The organism is Gemmatirosa kalamazoonensis (genome assembly GCF_000522985.1).
Lineage (GTDB): Bacteria > Gemmatimonadota > Gemmatimonadetes > Gemmatimonadales > Gemmatimonadaceae > Gemmatirosa > Gemmatirosa kalamazoonensis.
The window spans coordinates 4,967,494-4,984,901 of the sequence record NZ_CP007128.1 but is presented as its reverse complement, the minus strand read 5'-3'; the positions used below and the strand labels follow the sequence as shown (position 1 = coordinate 4,984,901).

13 protein-coding genes are annotated in these 17,408 nt (G+C 73.5%); 12 read left to right on the top strand and 1 reads right to left on the bottom strand.

Annotated features, from left to right (window positions below; translation table 11 throughout):
- Positions 1-73: 73 nt before the first annotated feature.
- The 9 genes from J421_RS21570 (at position 74) to hemL (ending at position 11,029) form a co-directional block, all read left to right on the top strand.
- Entirely contained in the window at positions 74-1,849 is a 1,776-nt protein-coding gene (locus tag J421_RS21570) for an FAD-dependent oxidoreductase (RefSeq protein WP_025413253.1), read from the top strand.
- A gap of 70 nt (positions 1,850-1,919) precedes the next feature.
- A complete protein-coding gene (gene hemG, locus J421_RS21565) occupies positions 1,920-3,365 on the top strand; it encodes a protoporphyrinogen oxidase (RefSeq protein ID WP_158508870.1) in 1,446 nt (481 codons plus the stop codon).
- A 44-nt stretch (positions 3,366-3,409) separates the two neighbouring features.
- Positions 3,410-4,723, top strand: coding sequence for a glutamyl-tRNA reductase (gene hemA / locus J421_RS21560; RefSeq protein ID WP_025413252.1), 1,314 nt, complete (start codon positions 3,410-3,412; stop codon positions 4,721-4,723).
- Positions 4,724-4,745: 22 nt separating this feature from the next.
- Entirely contained in the window at positions 4,746-5,858 is a 1,113-nt protein-coding gene (gene hemE / locus J421_RS21555; RefSeq protein ID WP_025413251.1) for a uroporphyrinogen decarboxylase, read from the top strand.
- The gene (gene hemH / locus J421_RS21550; protein WP_025413250.1) at positions 5,855-6,883 is read left to right on the top strand and encodes a ferrochelatase; all 1,029 of its coding nucleotides are present in this window, start codon (positions 5,855-5,857) and stop codon (positions 6,881-6,883) included. Before hemE ends, hemH begins: the two co-directional genes overlap by 4 nt.
- Positions 6,880-7,836: a hydroxymethylbilane synthase gene (gene hemC / locus J421_RS21545; protein ID WP_025413249.1), complete on the top strand. Its 957-nt coding sequence runs from the start codon at positions 6,880-6,882 to the stop codon at positions 7,834-7,836. The genes hemH and hemC overlap by 4 nt, the downstream gene beginning before the upstream one ends.
- Complete coding sequence (locus J421_RS21540) at positions 7,833-8,627, top strand: uroporphyrinogen-III synthase (protein WP_025413248.1); 795 nt, start codon at positions 7,833-7,835, stop codon at positions 8,625-8,627. The genes hemC and J421_RS21540 overlap by 4 nt, the downstream gene beginning before the upstream one ends.
- 63 nt (positions 8,628-8,690) lie before the next feature.
- Positions 8,691-9,716: a porphobilinogen synthase gene (hemB, locus tag J421_RS21535; protein WP_104022923.1), complete on the top strand. Its 1,026-nt coding sequence runs from the start codon at positions 8,691-8,693 to the stop codon at positions 9,714-9,716.
- A gap of 11 nt (positions 9,717-9,727) precedes the next feature.
- Positions 9,728-11,029 carry a glutamate-1-semialdehyde 2,1-aminomutase gene (gene hemL / locus J421_RS21530; protein ID WP_025413246.1) on the top strand — a complete coding sequence of 434 codons (1,302 nt, stop codon included), beginning with the start codon at positions 9,728-9,730 and terminating at the stop codon, positions 11,027-11,029.
- On the opposite strand, the gene J421_RS21525 is transcribed toward hemL, so the two are convergent.
- Positions 10,986-11,681: a four helix bundle protein gene (locus J421_RS21525; RefSeq protein ID WP_025413245.1), complete on the bottom strand. Its 696-nt coding sequence runs from the start codon at positions 11,679-11,681 to the stop codon at positions 10,986-10,988. The genes hemL and J421_RS21525 overlap by 44 nt on opposite strands.
- 163 nt (positions 11,682-11,844) lie before the next feature.
- On the opposite strand from J421_RS21525, the gene J421_RS21520 reads away from it, so the two are divergent.
- Genes J421_RS21520 through J421_RS21510 form a run of 3 tightly spaced genes read left to right on the top strand, consistent with a single transcriptional unit; the run spans position 11,845 to position 17,405 of the window.
- Entirely contained in the window at positions 11,845-13,071 is a 1,227-nt protein-coding gene (locus J421_RS21520) for a TolC family protein (protein ID WP_025413244.1), read from the top strand.
- 21 nt (positions 13,072-13,092) lie between these two features.
- Entirely contained in the window at positions 13,093-16,257 is a 3,165-nt protein-coding gene (locus J421_RS21515; protein ID WP_025413243.1) for an efflux RND transporter permease subunit, read from the top strand.
- Entirely contained in the window at positions 16,254-17,405 is a 1,152-nt protein-coding gene (locus J421_RS21510; protein WP_025413242.1) for an efflux RND transporter periplasmic adaptor subunit, read from the top strand. The genes J421_RS21515 and J421_RS21510 overlap by 4 nt, the downstream gene beginning before the upstream one ends.
- Positions 17,406-17,408: the final 3 nt, after the last annotated feature.

Genomic DNA, 17,408 nt, shown 5'->3' with positions numbered 1-17,408 from the left:
AGCAAGAGCAGTTCTCCGCGTTCTCCGCGCCTCCGCGTGAGACGCACGAGCTCCAGCCGAGGATGACGTTCATATGACGCTCTCCACCGATACCCACTTCGACGTCGTGATCGTCGGCTCCGGCTTCGGCGGATCCGTGATGGCCTACCGCCTGGCCGAGGCGGGGCTGCGCGTGTGCGTCCTGGAGCGCGGGAAGGCGTACCCGCCCGGGTCGTTCCCGCGCACGCCGGCCGGCTTCGCGAAGAACTTCTGGGATCCGAGCGAGGGGCTGTACGGGTTGTACGACGTCTGGTCGTTCCGCGGCGTCGAGAGCCTCGTGTCGAGTGGGCTGGGCGGCGGATCGCTCATCTACGCGAATGTGCTGCTGCGCAAGGACGAGAAGTGGTTCGTGGACGATGACCCGCAGGGGCACTACCCGGGCGGCTACCGCAAGTGGCCGGTCGACCGCGCCGCGCTCGACGAGCACTACGACCGCGTGGAGCGGATGATGAACGCGATGCCGTACCCGTTCGGCGAGGCGCCGTACCGCGACACGCCGAAGACGCGCGCGATGTTTGAGGCCGCGAAGGCGATGGGGCGCGCGAACGACTGGCTGCTCCCGCGGCTCGCGATCACGTTCGCGCGCGACGGCGCGCCGCCGTCGCCCGGTGAGCTCGTCGACGACGGCTCGCACAACCTGCACGGCAAGGCGCGCGTGACGTGTCAGCTGTGCGGCGAGTGCGACGCGGGGTGCAACTACGGCAGCAAGAACACGCTCGACCACAACTACCTCAGCCGCGCGGTGGAGCAGGGCGCCGACGTGCGCACGCTCGCCGAGGTGAAGCGCATCACGCCGTACGCGCGAGGCGGCTACGAGATCCAGTACGTACGTCACGACACGTCGGCGCCGCGCGTCGAGGATCAGCCACGGCTCACGCTGACCGCGGACCGCGTGGTCCTCGCCGCGGGCACGTACGGCTCGACGTACTTGCTGCTGCGCAACCGCCACGCGCTGCCCGCGCTGAGCCCCGCGTTGGGCACCCGCTTCTGCGGCAACGGCGACCTGCTCACGTTCGCGTTCGACTGCCACGAGGAGCGCGACGGCAAGCGCGTGCCGCGCGCGATGGAGCCGAGCTACGGACCGGTCATCACGAGCGCGCTGCGCGTGGGCGACACGCTCGACGGCGACGGCGCCGCGGGACGCGGCTTCTACGTCGAGGACGCCGGCGTGCCCGCGTTCATGGCCGTGATGCTGCAGATGACCGCCATGGGCGACTCGGCGCGGCGCGGGCTGCGCTTCGCGTGGCACCAGCTCCAGCGCGTCTTCCACGCCGGCGCCGACACGGAGCTCGGCGGCGAGCTCGCGGGGATGCTCGGCCCCGGCACGCGCTCGTCCACGACCATCCCGCTGCTCGGCATGGGGCGCGACGTGCCGGACGGCCGCATGTGGCTCGACGAGAAGGGGTGGCTCGAGAACGACTGGAGCACCGACGCGTCGTGGCGGTACTTCACGCGCGTGCGCGAGGTCATGAAGCAGATGGCCGACTCGTGGGGCGCGGAGCACTTCCAGGACGACCCGCTCTGGTACCTGCGCCGCGTCATCACGGTGCACCCGCTCGGCGGCTGCCCGATGGGCGTCTCGAAGGACGAGGGCGTCGTGGACCCGTACGGCGAGGTGTATGGCCACGATGGCCTGTACGTCGCCGACGGCTCCATCATGCCCGGACCGGTGGGAGCGAATCCGTCGCTCACGATCGCCGCGCTCGCCGACCGGTTCGCCGACCGCATCGTCGACCGCGCCCGCCGGCCGCGTGCGGAGAGCGTGTCGGCGCCCGCCGCCGAGCCCACCGCCGCCCGTACCACTACGTAGGGCGCTCCACCGGCGTACGGACGAGCGACCCCGGATGGGTGGGGGCTCGGGGTGGATGTACGTTCTGCCGATGCACTCCGATCCTCGCCCGAGCGACCCCGCGGTGCGGCACGTCGTCGTCGTCGGCGGCGGCATCAGCGGGCTGTCCGCCGCCGAACGACTCGCCGCCGCGGGCGCGCACGTCACGCTCGTCGAGAGCGCCGCGCGGCTCGGCGGGATCGTGCGCACCGAGCGGGTCGACGGCTACATGATCGAGCACGGCCCCGACGTCATGCTCGCCACGAAGCCCGGCACGCGATCGCTCGCCGAGCGCGTGGGGATCGCCGACCGGCTGGTGGGCACCGCGGCCCGCGGCGGCTTCGTGTCGCTCGGCGGCCGGCTGAAGCGGCTCCCGCAGGGGCTCTCGGGGCTCGTGCCGTCGCGCGTCCTGCCGATCGCGACGTCGGGGCTGCTGTCGCCGATCGGGCTCCTGCGCCTCGCCACCGAGCCGCTCCGCAAGTCGAGGGCGCATCTGCCCGACGAGTCGGTGGCGTCGTTCATGTCGCGGCGGCTGGGGCGCGAGATGTACGAGCGCGTCTGCGAGCCGCTGCTCACCGGCATCTTCTCGGGGTTCGGCACGCGGCTCAGCATGGAGGCGACGTTCCCGCAGCTCCGCGCCATGGAGCGCGAGCACGGCTCGCTGCTCGCCGGGATGCGCGCACGGCGACGCACCGCGCCGGCGGCCGCGGGCTCGCCGTTCCTCACGTTCCCCGGCGGGCTGCAGGAGCTCGTGGACGCGGTGGAGCGGACGCTGGAGCGCGCGCCTAACGCGACGATCCGCCGCGCGACGCCGGTGCGCGCGGTCGGGCCAGCGGAGGAGGGCGACCACGGCGCGGTCGTCGAGCTCGCGAGCGGTGAGACGCTTCGGTGCGACGCGGTGGTCGTCGCCACGCCGGCGCCGGTGGCGGGGCGGCTCCTCGCCGACAGCGACCCGGCGCTCGCCGCGGAGCTGGCGTCGATCGAGCTCGGGTCGACGGCGACGGTGTCGCTCGCGTACGCCGCGGACGAGGTCCCACACCCGCTCGACGGGACGGGCTACGTCGTTCCACGGACGGAGGGGCGGCCGGCGCAGGCGTGCACGTGGGTGTCGAGCAAGCACGCCGGCCGCGCGCCGGCGGGGACGCGGCTGTTCCGCGTGTTCATCGGTGGGGCCCAGCGGCCGGAGCTCGTGACGCGGCCGGACGCGGACCTCGTCGCCATCGCGCGGGAGGAGCTGCGCCGCACGCTCGGCGTCACGGCCGCGCCCAAGCTCGAGCTCGTGTCCCGTTGGGTGGGGGCGATGCCGCAGTACCATATGGGGCACCCCGAGCGGGTCCGGCGGATCGAGGCGCGGGTCGCGGCGACGCCGTGGCTCGCGCTGGCCGGGAATTCCTATCGCGGTGTGGGCGTCCCCGACTGTATCGCGTCGGGGGAACGGGCCGCGGCGCGTGCGCTCTCCGGGGACGTCCCGAGCGCGGCCGCCTCGCCCTCTACGTAATCCGACGGATGATTCGTCTCGCCGCGAGCTTTACTGTTCCTCGCGTGAACCTTCTCGTCGTCGGCCTCGATCATCGGACCGCGCCGCTGTGGATCCGCGAGCGCGCCGCGTTCGCCTCGTGGGCGGGTGCGGCGCGCGAGGTCGCGGAGCGCGCGGTGCTGCGCGAGGTGCTCGTGCTCTCCACGTGCAACCGCGTGGAGCTGTACGGCGCCGCCGACGAGCACGACCTCCACGCCGCGACCGAGCGCCTCATCGCGCTGCTCGCCGATCGCGCCGCGATGCCCGCCGAGCTGCTGCGCGACTACCTCGTGACGTACACCGGGGTGGCCGCCGCGGCGCACCTCGCGCGCGTCGCGTCGGGGATGGAGTCGATGGTGCTCGGCGAGACGCAGATCGTGTCGCAGATCAAGCGCGCCCTCACCGACGCGCGCTCCGACGGCGTCGCGGGGCGGGTGATCGAGCGGGCGGTGTCGCTCGCCCTCGCGGCCGGCAAGCGCGCGCGGCCGCACCTGCCGCACACCTCCGGGGTGCACTCGGTCGCCGAAGCGGGCGTGCGCGCGCTCGGCGGCGTCGCGGCGCTCAGCGATGCGTCGGTGGTCGTGGTGGGTGCCGGGGCGACGGCGGCGGACCTGCTGCGCGCGCTCTCCGGCGCGCGGACGCGGCGCCTGGTGCTTGTGAACCGCACGCTCGACCGCGCGCTGCCGCTCGCCGCGCGCCACGGCGCCGCGGTCGCGTCGTGGGAGGCGCTGGAGGTGGTGGTGGCGGACGCGGACGTCGTGTTCACGTGCACGTCGTCCGCCGCGCCGGTGCTGCGGCGCGAGCACCTCGCCCGCACGGCGCCGCGGCGGCGCACGTTCGTCGACCTCGGCGTGCCGCGCAACGTCGCGCCCGAGCTGGCCGAGCATTCCGCGACGCGCGTGATCGACGTCGACTCGTTAGGCGCGTGGGGGCAGGCCGGGGCGGCCACCGCGCACGCCCACACCGACGCGGAGGCCGAGGTGTCGCGGTGGGCCGCCCGCTTCGAGCGGTGGCAGCGCACGAGCGCGCTGCAGCCGACCATCGCCCAACTGCGCGACGAGGCGGCCCGCGTGCGCGACCTCGAGGTCGAGCGTGCCCTCGCGCGCCTCGGTGCCGTCGACCCGCGCGAGCGCGAGATCGTGCGCGAGATGGCGACGCGTCTCGTCAACAAGCTGCTGCACCAGCCGCTCGCCGCGCTCTCGGGCGACGCGGACGCGGCGGCGCTCGCGGCCTCGGTGCGGCGCCTGTTCGCGCTCGACGCCGACGCGCCCGCGGTGCCTAACGAGCCTGCCGTGCCGTCGCTTCCCGCGTCCCGCGCCGCGACGCCGCTCGGCGTCTGAGTCACTTCCGGTACCGTACCGCATGCCCGACGACCGTAGTCCCGGCGCCGCCGGACCCTTCCTGCGCGCCGCGCGCGGCCTGCCGACGGATCACACGCCGGTGTGGTTCATGCGCCAGGCGGGGCGCACGCTGCCCGAGTACCGCAAGGTGCGCGAGCGGTGGACGCTGCTCGAGATCTGTCGCCTCCCGGACGTGTGCGCGGAGGTGACGCTGCAGCCGATGCGGCGCATGCCGCTCGACGCCGCGGTGATGTTCGGCGACATCATGCTGCCGCTCGCCGGCGTCGGCGTCGCGCTCGACATCGTCGAGAAGGTCGGTCCCGTGATCGAGGAGCCGATCCGCGACCTCGCCGGCGTCGCGCGGCTGCGCGACCTGGAGCCGGAGCAGGACGTGGCGCCGGTGCTGGAGGCGGTGCGCATCGTGCGCCGCGAGCTGGAGTCGGAGCGCGCGGTGCTCGGCTTCGCGGGCGCGCCGTTCACGCTCGCGAGCTACCTCGTGGAGGGGAAGCCGACGCGCGACTTCGCGCGCACGAAGGCGCTCATGCTCGGCGCGACCGACGTGTGGGACGCGCTCATGTCGCGGCTCGCGCGCATCGCGACGCAGTTCCTGCGGGCGAACGTCGCCGCGGGCGCCGACGCGGTGCAGCTGTTCGACTCGTGGGTGGGCGCGCTGAGCGTCGCGGACTACGTGCGCTTCGTGCAGCCGTACACGCGCCGCATCTTCGCCGACCTCGCGGGGCTCGGCGTGCCGATGGTGCACTTCGGCACCGGCACCGCGCACCTGCTCGACGCGATGGCGACCGACGGCGGCACGGTGATGGGGCTCGACTGGCGCGTGCCGCTCGACGACGCGTGGGAGCGCGTGGAGACGGCCGCCGGCCGACCGTTAGGCGTGCAGGGGAACCTCGACCCCGCCGCGCTGTTCGCGCCGGTCGATGCGGTGGAGCGCGAGGCTGAGGACGTGCTGCGCCGCGCCGCCGGACGCCCCGGCCACGTCTTCAACCTCGGCCACGGCCTGCTGCCCGCGACGCCGCTGTCGAACATCGAGCGCGTCGTCGACTTCGTGCACGAGAAGAGCGCCGAGCTGCGTGGCGAGCTGCGTGCCGAGACGTCGGCCCAGGCGGTGGCCGTATGAGCCGGACCGGCATCATGCTCATGGCGTACGGCACGCCGGAGACGGCGGAGCACGTGGCGCCGTACTACACGCACATCCGCGGCGGCCGGCCGCCGTCGCCGGAGGCGGTGGCGCACCTCACGCACCGCTACGAGGCGGTCGGCGGCCGCACGCCGCTCACCGAGCTCACCGAGGAAGTGCGCGCCGCCGTCGCCGAGCGGCTCGCCGAGCGCGGACTCGACGTGCCGGTGTACGTCGGCATGAAGCACTGGCATCCGTACATCGCCGACGTGCTGCCGCGCGTGCGCGCCGACGGCGTGACGCGGCTGATCGGCATCGTGCTCGCGCCGCACTATTCGCGGTTCAGCGTGGGCGGCTACCAGCGGTACCTGTTCGAGGGGATGCACAAGCACGGCACGCATCTCGACGTGGAGTTCGTGGAGCACTGGCACGACCATCCGGGCTTCCTCGACGTCATGGCGACGCTCGTGCGCGAGGGGCTGACGCGCTTCCCGGAGGAGGCGCGGGACGACGTGGTGGTCGTGTTCAGCGCGCACTCGCTCCCCGAGCGCATCCGCACGTGGGGCGATCCGTACGAGGCGCAGCTCGCCGAGAGCGCGCGCGCCGTCGCGGCGCGCGTGGGCCTGCGGGACGCGCGCGTGGCGTGGCAGAGCGCGGGCGCGACGGGCGAGCCGTGGATCGGCCCGGACATCCTCGACTACCTCGACACGCTGCACGCGGAGGGCGTGCGCCACGTCCTGCAGGTGCCGATCGGCTTCGTCTGCGACCACCTCGAGATCCTGTACGACCTCGACGTGGAGACGCGCGCGAAGGCGGAGTCGTTAGGCATGACGTACCGCCGCACGCAGCTGCCCAACGTCCGTCCCGACTTCGTCGAGGCCCTCGCCGACGTCGCCGCGCGCGCGGTGGCGGGCGAGAACACGGTGCGCGTCGACGCGCCGCCGCCGACGACGCGGACGCGCGAGGAGCTCGCCGCCGGCGCGTCCCCGATTCACGCCGAGCCGGCGGGGCAGGGGCGGCCGTGACGTCGACGCGGACCGCCACGCTGCGACTCGGCACGCGCGGCAGCGCGCTCGCCCTCGCGCAGGCGCGCATCGTCGCCGGCGCGCTCGGCGGCGCGGGTCTGCCGGTCGAGATCGTGACGATCACGACGAAGGGCGACGTGCGCACCGACGTGCCGCTCTCGGTGATCGGCGGCCGCGGGGTGTTCGCCGCGGAGCTGGAGCAGGCGCTGCGCGTGGGCGAGGTGGATCTCGCCGTGCACAGCGCGAAGGATCTGCCGTCGACGCTCGCGCCCGATCTCGCGCTCGCCGCGTTCCTGCCGCGCGAGGACGTGCGCGACGTGCTCATCGCGCGCGGCGGCGCGCCGCTCGTCTCGCTGCCCATGCACGCGGTGCTCGGCACGAGCTCCCCGCGCCGGGCGTGTCAGATCCGCGCGCTGCGGCCCGACATCGTGCTGCGCGACATCCGCGGCAACGTCGACACGCGGCTGCGCAAGCTCGACGAGGGGCAGTACGACGCGATCGTGCTCGCCGCGGCGGGGCTCCGCCGGCTCGGGCTCACCGAGCGCGTGACCCAGTGGCTGGAGTCGGACATCATGCTGCCCGCCGTCGGGCAGGGCGCGATCGCCGTCGAGGTGCGCGCCGCCGATGCCGCGATGACGGCCGCGCTCGCGCCGCTCGACGACCACGCCACGCGCGTGACGGTGACCGCCGAGCGCGCGTTCCTCGCACGGCTCGGCGCGGGGTGCGCGGCGCCGAGCGCGGCGCATGCGCGACTCGAGCGCGGCATGCTGCACCTGGAAGGGCTGATCGGGTCGGAGTCGGGGGCGGTGATCCGCGCGGCGCGCACCGGCCGCGAGCAGGACGCCGCGGCGCTCGGCGTCGCGGTGGCGGAGACTCTGCTCGCGTCGGGCGGCGAGGAGCTGTTGCGCGCGGCCGGCACGCGGGTGCCCGCGGCGACGACGGAGGCCGAATGACGCGCGCGGCAGGCGCGTCGGGCACCACCGACACGCTGCCGCTGGCGCACCGCGTGGTCGCCGTCACCCGACCCGTGGAGCGCGCCGCCGCGCTCTGCTCGGCGCTCGAGGCGTTAGGCGCCACGGTCATCGCCTGTCCGGCGATCGCGGTCGAGCCGCCGACGTCGTACGATGCGCTGGACGACGCGCTCGCGCGCCTCGCGACCTACGACTGGCTCGCGCTCACCAGCGTCGCCGCGGTCGATGCCGTGGCCGACCGTCTCGCGGCGCGCGGCGGCGATCCGCGCGCGTCGCTCGGCACCCGGCCGCGTGTGGCCGCGGTGGGCGCGGCGACGGCGGACGCGGCGCGCGCTCGGCTCGGGCGATGCGACCTCGTGCCGGCGCGGCACACCGCGGACGGACTCGTCGCCGCGTGGCCGCGCCCCGCCGGCGCGCTCGTGCTGTTCCCGTGCGCCGACCGCGCGCGCGACGCGCTGCCGGTGGGCCTGCGCGGCCGCGGCGCGCGCGTGGAGTGCGTGGTCGCCTATCGCACGGTCGCCGTGGACGACGCGCTGAACGACGTCGCGCGGCGTGCCTCGGACGGCGAGGTGGACGCGGTGCTGCTCGCGAGCCCGTCGGCGGCGCAGGCGCTGGCGCGAGCGTTAGGCCGCGCGGGCGCGCGCGCGCCCGCGCTCGTATGCATCGGGCCCGCGACGGCGCAGGCGTGCCGCGACCTCGGGCTCACCGTGGCGAGCGTCGCCGCGTCGCCGTCGGACGATGGGCTCGTGGCGGCGACGCTGGCCTGCCTGTGAAGAAACCTTCGTGATCTGCGGACCACCAACGTTCGAACGGCAACGTGTGAGGACGTGATGTCCATGTCGTATACACCGGAGTCCACCGCCGAGCGCGAGGCCGCGATCGACCCGCGGTCCGCGATCGGCCGGCTGCGCCGCAACGCGGCCGCGCGCCGCATGCTCGCCGAGACGCTGCTGCGTCCCGAGCATCTCGTCCTGCCGCTGTTCGTGAAGGACGGCCGCGACTCGGTGACGCCGATCGCGTCGCTGCCCGGGCAGTCGCAGTGGACCGTCGATCGGTTGGGTGCGGAGATCGACGCGATCGTCGCCGCGGGGATTCCGGCGGTGCTGCTGTTCGGCATCCCCGACGCGAAGGACGCCGAGGGGACGGGCGCGTGGGATCCGGAGGGGGCCGTGCCACGCGCGGCGCGCATGATCAAGGAGCGCGCGCCGGGGCTGCTCGTCGTCGCCGACGTGTGCCTGTGCGAGTACACGTCGCACGGCCACTGCGGCACGCTCGACGCCACCGGGAGCTGCGTCGACTCGCACGCCACGCTGCCGCCGCTCGCGCGCGCGGCCGTCGCGTATGCCGACGCCGGCGTCGACGTCGTCGCGCCGAGCGCGATGATGGACGCTCAGGTCGCCGCGATCAGGGCCGCGCTCGACGGCGCCGGCCATCGCGACGTCTCGATCCTGTCCTACTCGACGAAGTTCGCGAGCGCGTTCTACGGCCCGTTCCGCGACGCGGTGGCGAGCGCGCCGAGCTTCGGCGACCGCGCCACGCACCAGCTCCCGCCGGCGAACGCGCGCGAGGCGGTGCGCGAGTCGCTGCGCGACGAGAAGGAGGGCGCCGACATGCTCATGGTGAAGCCGGCCGGCCCGTACCTCGACGTCATCCAGCGCATTCGCGCGAAGTCGCTGCTGCCGATCGCCGCGTATCAGGTGAGCGGCGAGTACGCGCTGCTGAAGGCGGCCGCGGAGCGCGGCTGGATCGACGAGCGGCGTGCCGCGCTCGAGTCGCTCGTCGCGATCCGGCGCGCGGGCGCGGACCTGGTGATCACCTACTACGCGAAGGACGCCGCGCGGTGGCTGCGCGAGGGGGCGTGACGATGGGTGCGATGGACGCAGGCACGGACGTCGTGCCACGGAGCGCCGAGCTGCTCGCCGCCGCACAGCGCGTGATCCCCGGCGGCGTGAGCTCGCCGGTGCGCGCGTTCAAGGGCGTCGGCGGGACGCCGCGGTTCATCGCGTCGGGCCAGGGCGCCCGCGTGACCGACGCCGACGGCAACACGTACGTCGACTACGTGATGTCGTGGGGCGCCCTCGCGCTCGGCCACGCGCACCCCGCCGTCGTCGAGGCGATCGTGCGCCAGACGTCGTTAGGCACGAGCTTCGGCGCGCCGATCGAGGCGGAGGCGGCGCTGGCCGAGCGGATCTGCGCCGCGCTGCCGGCGGTGGACATGCTGCGCTTCGTGAACAGCGGCACCGAGGCGACGATGAGCGCGATCCGCCTCGCCCGCGCCGCGACGGGCCGTCCGAAGCTGATCAAGTTCGACGGCTGCTACCACGGCCATGCCGACGCGCTCCTCGTGCAGGCCGGATCCGGCGTCGCGACGTTAGGCCTGCCGAACAGCCCCGGCGTCACCCCCGGCGCCACCGCCGACACGATCGTGGTGCCGTACAACGACCTCGACGCGGTGGAAGCGGCGCTCGAGACGCACCGCGGACGCGTCGCGGCGGTGATCGTGGAGCCGATCGCCGGCAACATGGGCATGGTGCTCCCCGACCGCGGCTTCCTGAGCGGGCTGCGTGGCCTCACGAGCGAGCACGACGCGCTGCTCATCTTCGACGAGGTGATGACGGGCTTCCGCGTGGCGTGGGGCGGGGCGCAGATCGCGTACGACATCACCCCTGATCTCACGTGCCTCGGCAAGGTGATCGGCGGCGGGATGCCGGTGGCCGCGTACGGCGGGCGGCGCGAGCTGATGGAGATGATCGCGCCGTTAGGCCCGGTCTATCAGGCGGGCACGCTGTCGGGCAACCCGCTCGGCATGGTGGCTGGGATCGCGACGCTCGACCTGCTCGCCGCCCCCGGCACCTACGACCGGCTCGCGACGAGCGCGAACGCGGTCGTCGGCGCGCTCGAGGCGGCGGCATCGAGGGCCGGCGTGCCGGTGCAGACGGCGGCGGTGGGCGGGATGTGGGGGTTCTTTCTCTCGACGGATCCGGTGCGGGACTACGCCGCGGCGAAGCGGTCCGACACGGCGCGGTTTGCGCGGTTGTTCCACGGGCTGCTCGAGCGCGGCGTGTACGTCGCCCCGTCGGCGTTCGAGGCGGGGTTCGTGTCGCTCGCGCACGATGAGGAGACGCTGGCGATCACGCGCCGGGCGTTCGAGGGCGCCTTTGGCGGGCTCGCCTAACGGCGGGATGCTGAACGGCGGGATGCTGAACGGCGGGATGACTTACTGCGGGACGATCCACTGCGGGACGATCGACGGCGGGAGGCTTCGATAGTGAGCGGGTTAGCGCGGCGAGCAGGCGGCCTGTTCGGGAGATGTGGAGCGACAGGGTGCGGAGCTGGGCGGCGGGTGCGAGGTGGCGGGCGCGGAGTAGCTCGAGCTGGCTCTCGACCTCGTTCAGCGATTTGCGCGCGGAGCCGAGGTACTTGAGGTAGTCGGGACGCGTCGGCGCACCGTTCCCCTCGGAGATGTTGAACGGCACGGAGGACGACGCCCGCCGCAGCTGGTCCGCGAGACTCCACTCCCGGCGTGGCAGTCCGTCGCAGATGCCGGCTGCGAACTCCGCCAGTTTGTGCGCCTCCTGCCACACGACCAGGTCGCGAAACGACTTCGCCGGCCGCTTCTGGGACGCTCTCTTGTCCATGCCCCAGTCTCGCACCACTCGATCGACCCACCCTACCGCGAGAACGCGCCACCATCCCCCAAAACGCACCGCCGCCTCATCCGTCCCGCCGTAGATCGTCCCGCAGTGGATCGTCCCGCCGTTGATCGTCCCGCCGTCGATCGTCCCGCCGTCGATCGTCCCGCAGTAAGTCATCCCGCCGTCCACCATCCCGCCCTTCGTCGTCCCGCCGTAGGAGGACCGAACGCTAACCCCTCCCCCTGCGTAGTCAGTCGTACCCGCTCCCGCAGTCATGCACCTCCGTACCACAGCGCTGATCGCCGCTCTCACGGTGGCGACCAGCGTTCGCGCACAAGCGCCTGCCCCCCCCGCCGTGCTCACGGTCACCCTCGACGAGGCCGTGCAGCTCGCGCTGCGGGTGAGCCCCGACCTCGCCCGCGACACCGGCGCCGTGCGCACTGCCGCGGCGGCCGAGCGCACGGCGCGCGCGGCGTTCCTCCCGACGCTCTCGCTCGAGTCGAGCATCCTGCGTTCAACGACGCCGAGCCCGCTGTCGCAGCCCGGCGCGCTCGGCGGCGTCGCCGACCGCACGTCCGCCGCGGGCCTCGCCGCGAACCTCGACCTGTTCACCGGCGGGCGGCGCGGCGCGGAGCGGCGGCGCGCGGCGGCGATCCGCGATGCGAGCGACGCCGGGCTCGTCGCGCGCCGGTTCGAGGTCACGCTGGAGGCCGAGCGCGCGGTGTTCGACGCGCTGCGCGCCGCCGACCAGCTCCGCGTCGGCAAGGCCCGCGTGGCGCGAGCCGAGCAAGGGCTCGCGTACGCGAAGCACCGCCACGATGCCGGCGTCGCGACGCGGAGCGACGAGCTGCGCGCGCGGCTCGAGCTCTCGCAGGCGCGGCAGGCGCTCGCGCAGACGGACGGCGCGTTGCGCACCGCGCGGTGGGCGCTCGGCCGCGTGGTCGGCGCCGACGGGCCGGTGGACGCGAAGGCGGTCGACTCGCTCGCCCCGCATCCGCTCGCGCTCGACGACACCGCCATCGTCGCCCTCGTCGCGGACCGCGCGCCGCTCGTGCAGTCGGCGGAAGCGGCGGACCGCGCCGCGACGGCGACGGTGCGCTCGGCGCGCGCGCGCTACGCGCCCACCGTGCAGCTGGGCGGCGCCTACCGTGTCGTGGGGCAGCCGAGCGCGCCCACCGTGGGGCCGCGCGACCCGGTGTGGGCGCTGCGGCTCGGCATGAGCTATCCGCTGTTCGACGGCTTCCAGCGCGAGGAGACGGTGACCCGCGCGCGCGTGGAGAGCGACGTTGCCGGGTCCGCGCTGCGCGACACCCGCCGCGCCGCGCGGCTCGAAGCCGAGCGGTCGCTCGAGGCGCTGCACGTGGCGCAGGAGCGCATCGCGCTCGCCGAGGAAGGCGTGCAGGTGGCCACCGAGGACCTGCGCGTCGTGACGGTGCGCTATCAGAACGGCGCGGCGAGCATCCTCGACCTCATCACGTCGCAGACCAACCTGTCCGGCGCGGAGTCGTCGCTCGTCGACGCGCGCTTCGACTACGCCGTCGCGCGCGCCGAGCTGTCGGCGCTCGCCGGGCGACCGCTGTGACGCGCGGGAGACGTTAGGCCCATGTGGATCGTCCGCCTCGCGCTCCGGCGCCCGTACACGTTCATCGTCGGCGCGCTGCTCGTCGTCATCTTCGGCGTGCTGAGCGTGTTCCGCACGCCCACCGACGTCTTCCCGCCGATCGACATCCCCGTCGTCTCGCTCATCTGGCAGTACAGCGGTCTGCCGGCCGAGGAGATGGAGCGTCGCATCACGACGACGAGCGAGCGCGTCACGATGACGACGGTGAACGACGTCGAGCACATCGAGTCGCAGTCGCTGAACGGCGTCGCGGTGGTGAAGATCTTCTTCCAGCCCGGCGCGAAGATCGAGGCCGCGGTCGCGCAGGTGAGCGCGGCCTCGGCGCTCATCACGCGCAACATGCCGCCCGGCATCTCGCAGCCGTTCATCATCCGGTACAACGCGTCCGACGTGCCGGTGCTGCAGACGGCGATCTCGAGCCCGCAGCTCGCGGAGCAGGAGCTGTACGACATCGCGACGAACCAGATCCGCACGCGGCTCGCGACGGTGCAGGGCGCGACCATCCCCGCGCCGTACGGCGGCCGCACGCGCGCGATCTCGGTGGACCTCGACCCGCAGGCGCTCTACGCGCGCGGCATCTCACCGAGCGAGGTGAGCTCGGCGATCAACGCGCAGAACGTCGTCCTCCCCGGCGGCTCGGCCAAGATCGGCGACCGGGAGTACGCCGTGCGGCTGAACGGCAGCCCCGAGGTCGTGAAGGCGCTGAACGACATCCCGATCAAGATCGTGAACGGCGCGCCGGTGTACCTGCGCGACGTCGCCCAGGTGCGCGACGGCTATGCGGTGCAGACGAACATCGTGCGCCACGACGGCGTCCGCGGCACGTTCGTCTCCGCGCTGAAGAGCGGGCAGGGCTCCACGATCGACGTCGTGCGCCGCATCCGCGCGACGGTGGACGGGATGAAGGCGCAGCTCCCGCCGAGCCTCAAGATCGAGTACCTGTCGGACCAGTCGGTGTTCGTGAAGGCGACGCTGTCGAGCGTGGTGAAGGAAGCGATCATCGCGGCATGCCTCACGGCGGCCATGATCCTCCTGTTCCTCGGGAGCTGGCGGAGCACGCTCATCGTCGCGCTCTCCATCCCGCTCTCGATCCTCACGTCGCTCACCGTGCTCGGCGCGATCGGACAGACCATCAACGTCATGACGTTGGGCGGCCTCGCGCTCGCCGTCGGCGTGCTCGTCGACGACGCGACGGTGGGAATCGAGAACATCCACCGCAACCTCGAGCTGGGGAAGGACATCGAGGACGCGATCCTCGACGGCGCGCAGCAGATCGCGGTGCCGACGTTCGTGTCGACGCTCTCGATCTGCATCGTGTTCGTGCCGGTGTTCTTCCTCGCCGGCGCCGCGAAGTCGCTGTTCGCGCCGCTCGCGATGGCGGTGATCTTCGCCATGCTCGCGTCGTACGTCATCTCGCGGACGCTCGTGCCGACGCTCGTGAAGTACGCGCTGCTGCGCGAGGCGAAGATCCCGCACGGCGAGGGGCCCTTCGACCGCGTGCACCACGCGTTCGAGCGCCGGTTCGAGCGGCTGCGCGACGGCTACGGCGCGCTGCTCGCCGGCGCGCTCGCCCGGCCGCGGAGCGTCGTCGTCGGCTTCACCGCGTTCGCGATCGCGTCCGTGGCGCTCGTGCCGCTCCTCGGCCGTGACTTCTTCCCGCAAGTGGATGCCGGGCAGATCCGCGTGCACCTCCGCACGCCCGCCGGCACCCGGCTCGAGCAGACGGAGCGCGTCACCGCGGCGGTGGAGCGCGTCATCCGAGAGACGATCCCGGCGGAGGCCGTGGAGGGGATCCTCGACAACATCGGCATCACGTCGGGCAGCTACTCCAACCTCGCGGCGAGCGACAACCCGACGATCGGCGTCGGCGACGGTGAGATCCAGATCGCGCTCACCGAGGAGCGCGACCGGCCGACGCAGGAGTACGTCGCGGCGCTGCGCGAGCGGCTGAATCGCGAGTTTCCCGACGTCACGTTCTTCTTCCAGGCCGCGGACATCGTCGGTCAGATCCTCAACTTCGGGCTCCCCGCGCCGATCGACGTGCAGGTCGCGGGCAGCAAGAAGATGGAGAACTACGAGGTCGCGAAGAAGCTGGCCGAGCGCATCAAGCGCGTATCGGGCGCCGTCGACGTGCACGTGCATCAGGTGGCGTCGCAGCCGGAGCTGTTCGTCTCCGTCGACCGCGTGCGCGCGGGGCAGCTCGGCCTCACGGAGCGCGAGGTCGCGTCGAACCTGCTCGTCTCGCTCTCCGGCACCGCGCAGACGGCGCCGAACTTCTGGCTGAACCCCGGCAACGGCGTGCAGTACGCCATCTCGGTGATGACGCCGCAGTACCGCATCGCGTCGATGCAGGACGTCACGAACACGCCGCTCGTCGCGGGCGGCACGTCGCAGCTCGCGAGCAACCTCGTGACGGTGGAGCGGCGCTCCGCGTTCTCGGTCGTGAACCACTACAACGTGCAGCCGGTGTTCGACGTCTACGCGAACGTGCAGGGGCGCGACCTCGGCGGCGTGGCGCGCGACGTCGATCGCGTGGTGTCGGAGCTGACGCCGTCGCTGCCGAAGGGCAGCTCCATCGTCGTGCGCGGGCAGGTGGCGAGCATGCGCGAGTCGTTCGCCGGTCTCCAGCTCGGCCTGGTGTTCGCCGTGGTCCTGGTCTACCTCCTCATGGTCGTGAACTTCCAGTCGTGGACGGATCCGCTCATCATCATCCTCGCGCTTCCCGGCGCGCTCGCCGGGATCGCGTGGATGCTCTACGTCACGCAGACCACGCTCAGCGTGCCGTCGCTCATGGGGGCGATCATGAGCGTCGGCGTCGCCACTGCGAACAGCATCCTCATCGTGTCGTTCGCCAACGAGCAGCGCCGTGAAGGGTTCGACTCGGTCGCCGCGGCGCTCAGCGCCGGGACGACGCGCCTCCGCCCCGTGCTGATGACGGCGGGCGCGATGATCATCGGCATGCTTCCGATGGCGCTCGGACTCGGCGAGGGGGGCGAGCAGAACGCGCCGTTGGGCCGCGCCGTCATCGGCGGGCTCGCGCTCGCGACGGTCGCGACGCTGTTCTTCGTCCCCGTGGTCTACGCGGCGCTGCGCCGCGACACGGTCGCCGAGGCCGCGCCGGCGCCGCTCGCCGAGGTGGTCGCGTGAGCGCGCCGCCGCCGTCGGGGCGAGGCGCGCGCCGCCTGCTCCCCGGGGCCGGCGCGTTCTTCGTCGTGCTGCTGTTCGTCGGCGCGGTGCCGCGCCTGCGTCGCAAGCAGGCGCTCGAGGCCCGCACGCACGCGGTGACGGAGGCGCCGCTCGTCTCCGTCGTCACCGTGAAGCGTGCGAGCGCGTCGGGCGAGCTGCTGCTCCCGGGCACGGTGCAGGCGATGCGCGAGGCGGCGCTCTACGCGCGCAGCTCGGGCTACGTGCGCCGCTTCCACGCCGACATCGGCAGCCGCGTGCGCGCCGGACAGCTGCTCGCCGAGATCGAGACGCCGGAGCTCGACCAGGAGCTCGCGCAGGCGCGCGCGTCGCTCGGCCAGGTCCGCGCGGCGCACGCGCTCGCGCGCACGTCGCTCGACCGGTGGCGTGCGATGGTGAAGGACAGCGCGGCGACGCGTCAGGAGCTCGACGAGAAGGAAGCCGGCTTCGAGGCGGCGTCGGCGAACCTCGCGGCGGGCGAGGCGAACGTGCGTCGGCTGCAGGAGATGCAGAGCTTCGGCCGCGTCGTCGCGCCGTTCGCCGGCACGGTGACGGCGCGCAACGTCGAGGTGGGGCAGCTCGTGAGTCCCGCGCAGGGCGGCGGCGCTCGCCCGCTGTTCGTGCTCGCGCAGGCCGATACGGGACGCGTGATGATCAACGTCCCCGAGGCCGCCGCCGCGCAGCTCCATCCGGGCTCCGACGCCGAGATCGTCGTGCAGAGCCTCGGCGGCGCGCGCTTCACGGGGCGCGTAGTGCGCACGTCGGGCGCCGTGGAGGCCGCGACGCGCACCATGCTCGCCGAGGTCGACGTGCCGAACCCGAACGCGGCGCTCCTGCCGGGCATGTACGCGCAGGTGCGCCTCGCGGTGCGCAACGTCACGCCGGGCGTGCTGCTGCCGGCGAACGCGCTCGTCTCCGGGCCTAACGGTCCGCAGGTCGCGCTGCTGCGCGGCGGCCGCGTGCACTTCACGAAGGTGGAGCTGGGCCGCGACTTCGGCACCGAGATCGAGGTGCTGTCCGGGCTGGACGAGGGGGCGACGGTCGTCGTGAACCCGTCGGACGCGGTGGCGGAGGGGATCGCGGTGCGGGCGGTGCGGGCGGAGAAGCCGTGACGT

Bases quoted from the DNA above. Each gene is read 5' to 3' on its own strand.
- J421_RS21570 (WP_025413253.1), top strand. From the start codon at position 74: ATGACGCTCTCCACCGATACCCACTTCGACGTCGTGATCGTCGGCTCC.
- hemG (WP_158508870.1), top strand. From the start codon at position 1,920: ATGCACTCCGATCCTCGCCCGAGCGACCCCGCGGTGCGGCACGTCGTC.
- hemE (WP_025413251.1), top strand. From the start codon at position 4,746: ATGCCCGACGACCGTAGTCCCGGCGCCGCCGGACCCTTCCTGCGCGCC.
- hemH (WP_025413250.1), top strand. From the start codon at position 5,855: ATGAGCCGGACCGGCATCATGCTCATGGCGTACGGCACGCCGGAGACG.
- J421_RS21540 (WP_025413248.1), top strand. From the start codon at position 7,833: ATGACGCGCGCGGCAGGCGCGTCGGGCACCACCGACACGCTGCCGCTG.
- hemB (WP_104022923.1), top strand. From the start codon at position 8,691: ATGTCGTATACACCGGAGTCCACCGCCGAGCGCGAGGCCGCGATCGAC.
- hemL (WP_025413246.1), top strand. From the start codon at position 9,728: ATGGACGCAGGCACGGACGTCGTGCCACGGAGCGCCGAGCTGCTCGCC.
- J421_RS21525 (WP_025413245.1), bottom strand. From the start codon at position 11,681: ATGGTGGACGGCGGGATGACTTACTGCGGGACGATCGACGGCGGGACG.
- J421_RS21515 (WP_025413243.1), top strand. From the start codon at position 13,093: ATGTGGATCGTCCGCCTCGCGCTCCGGCGCCCGTACACGTTCATCGTC.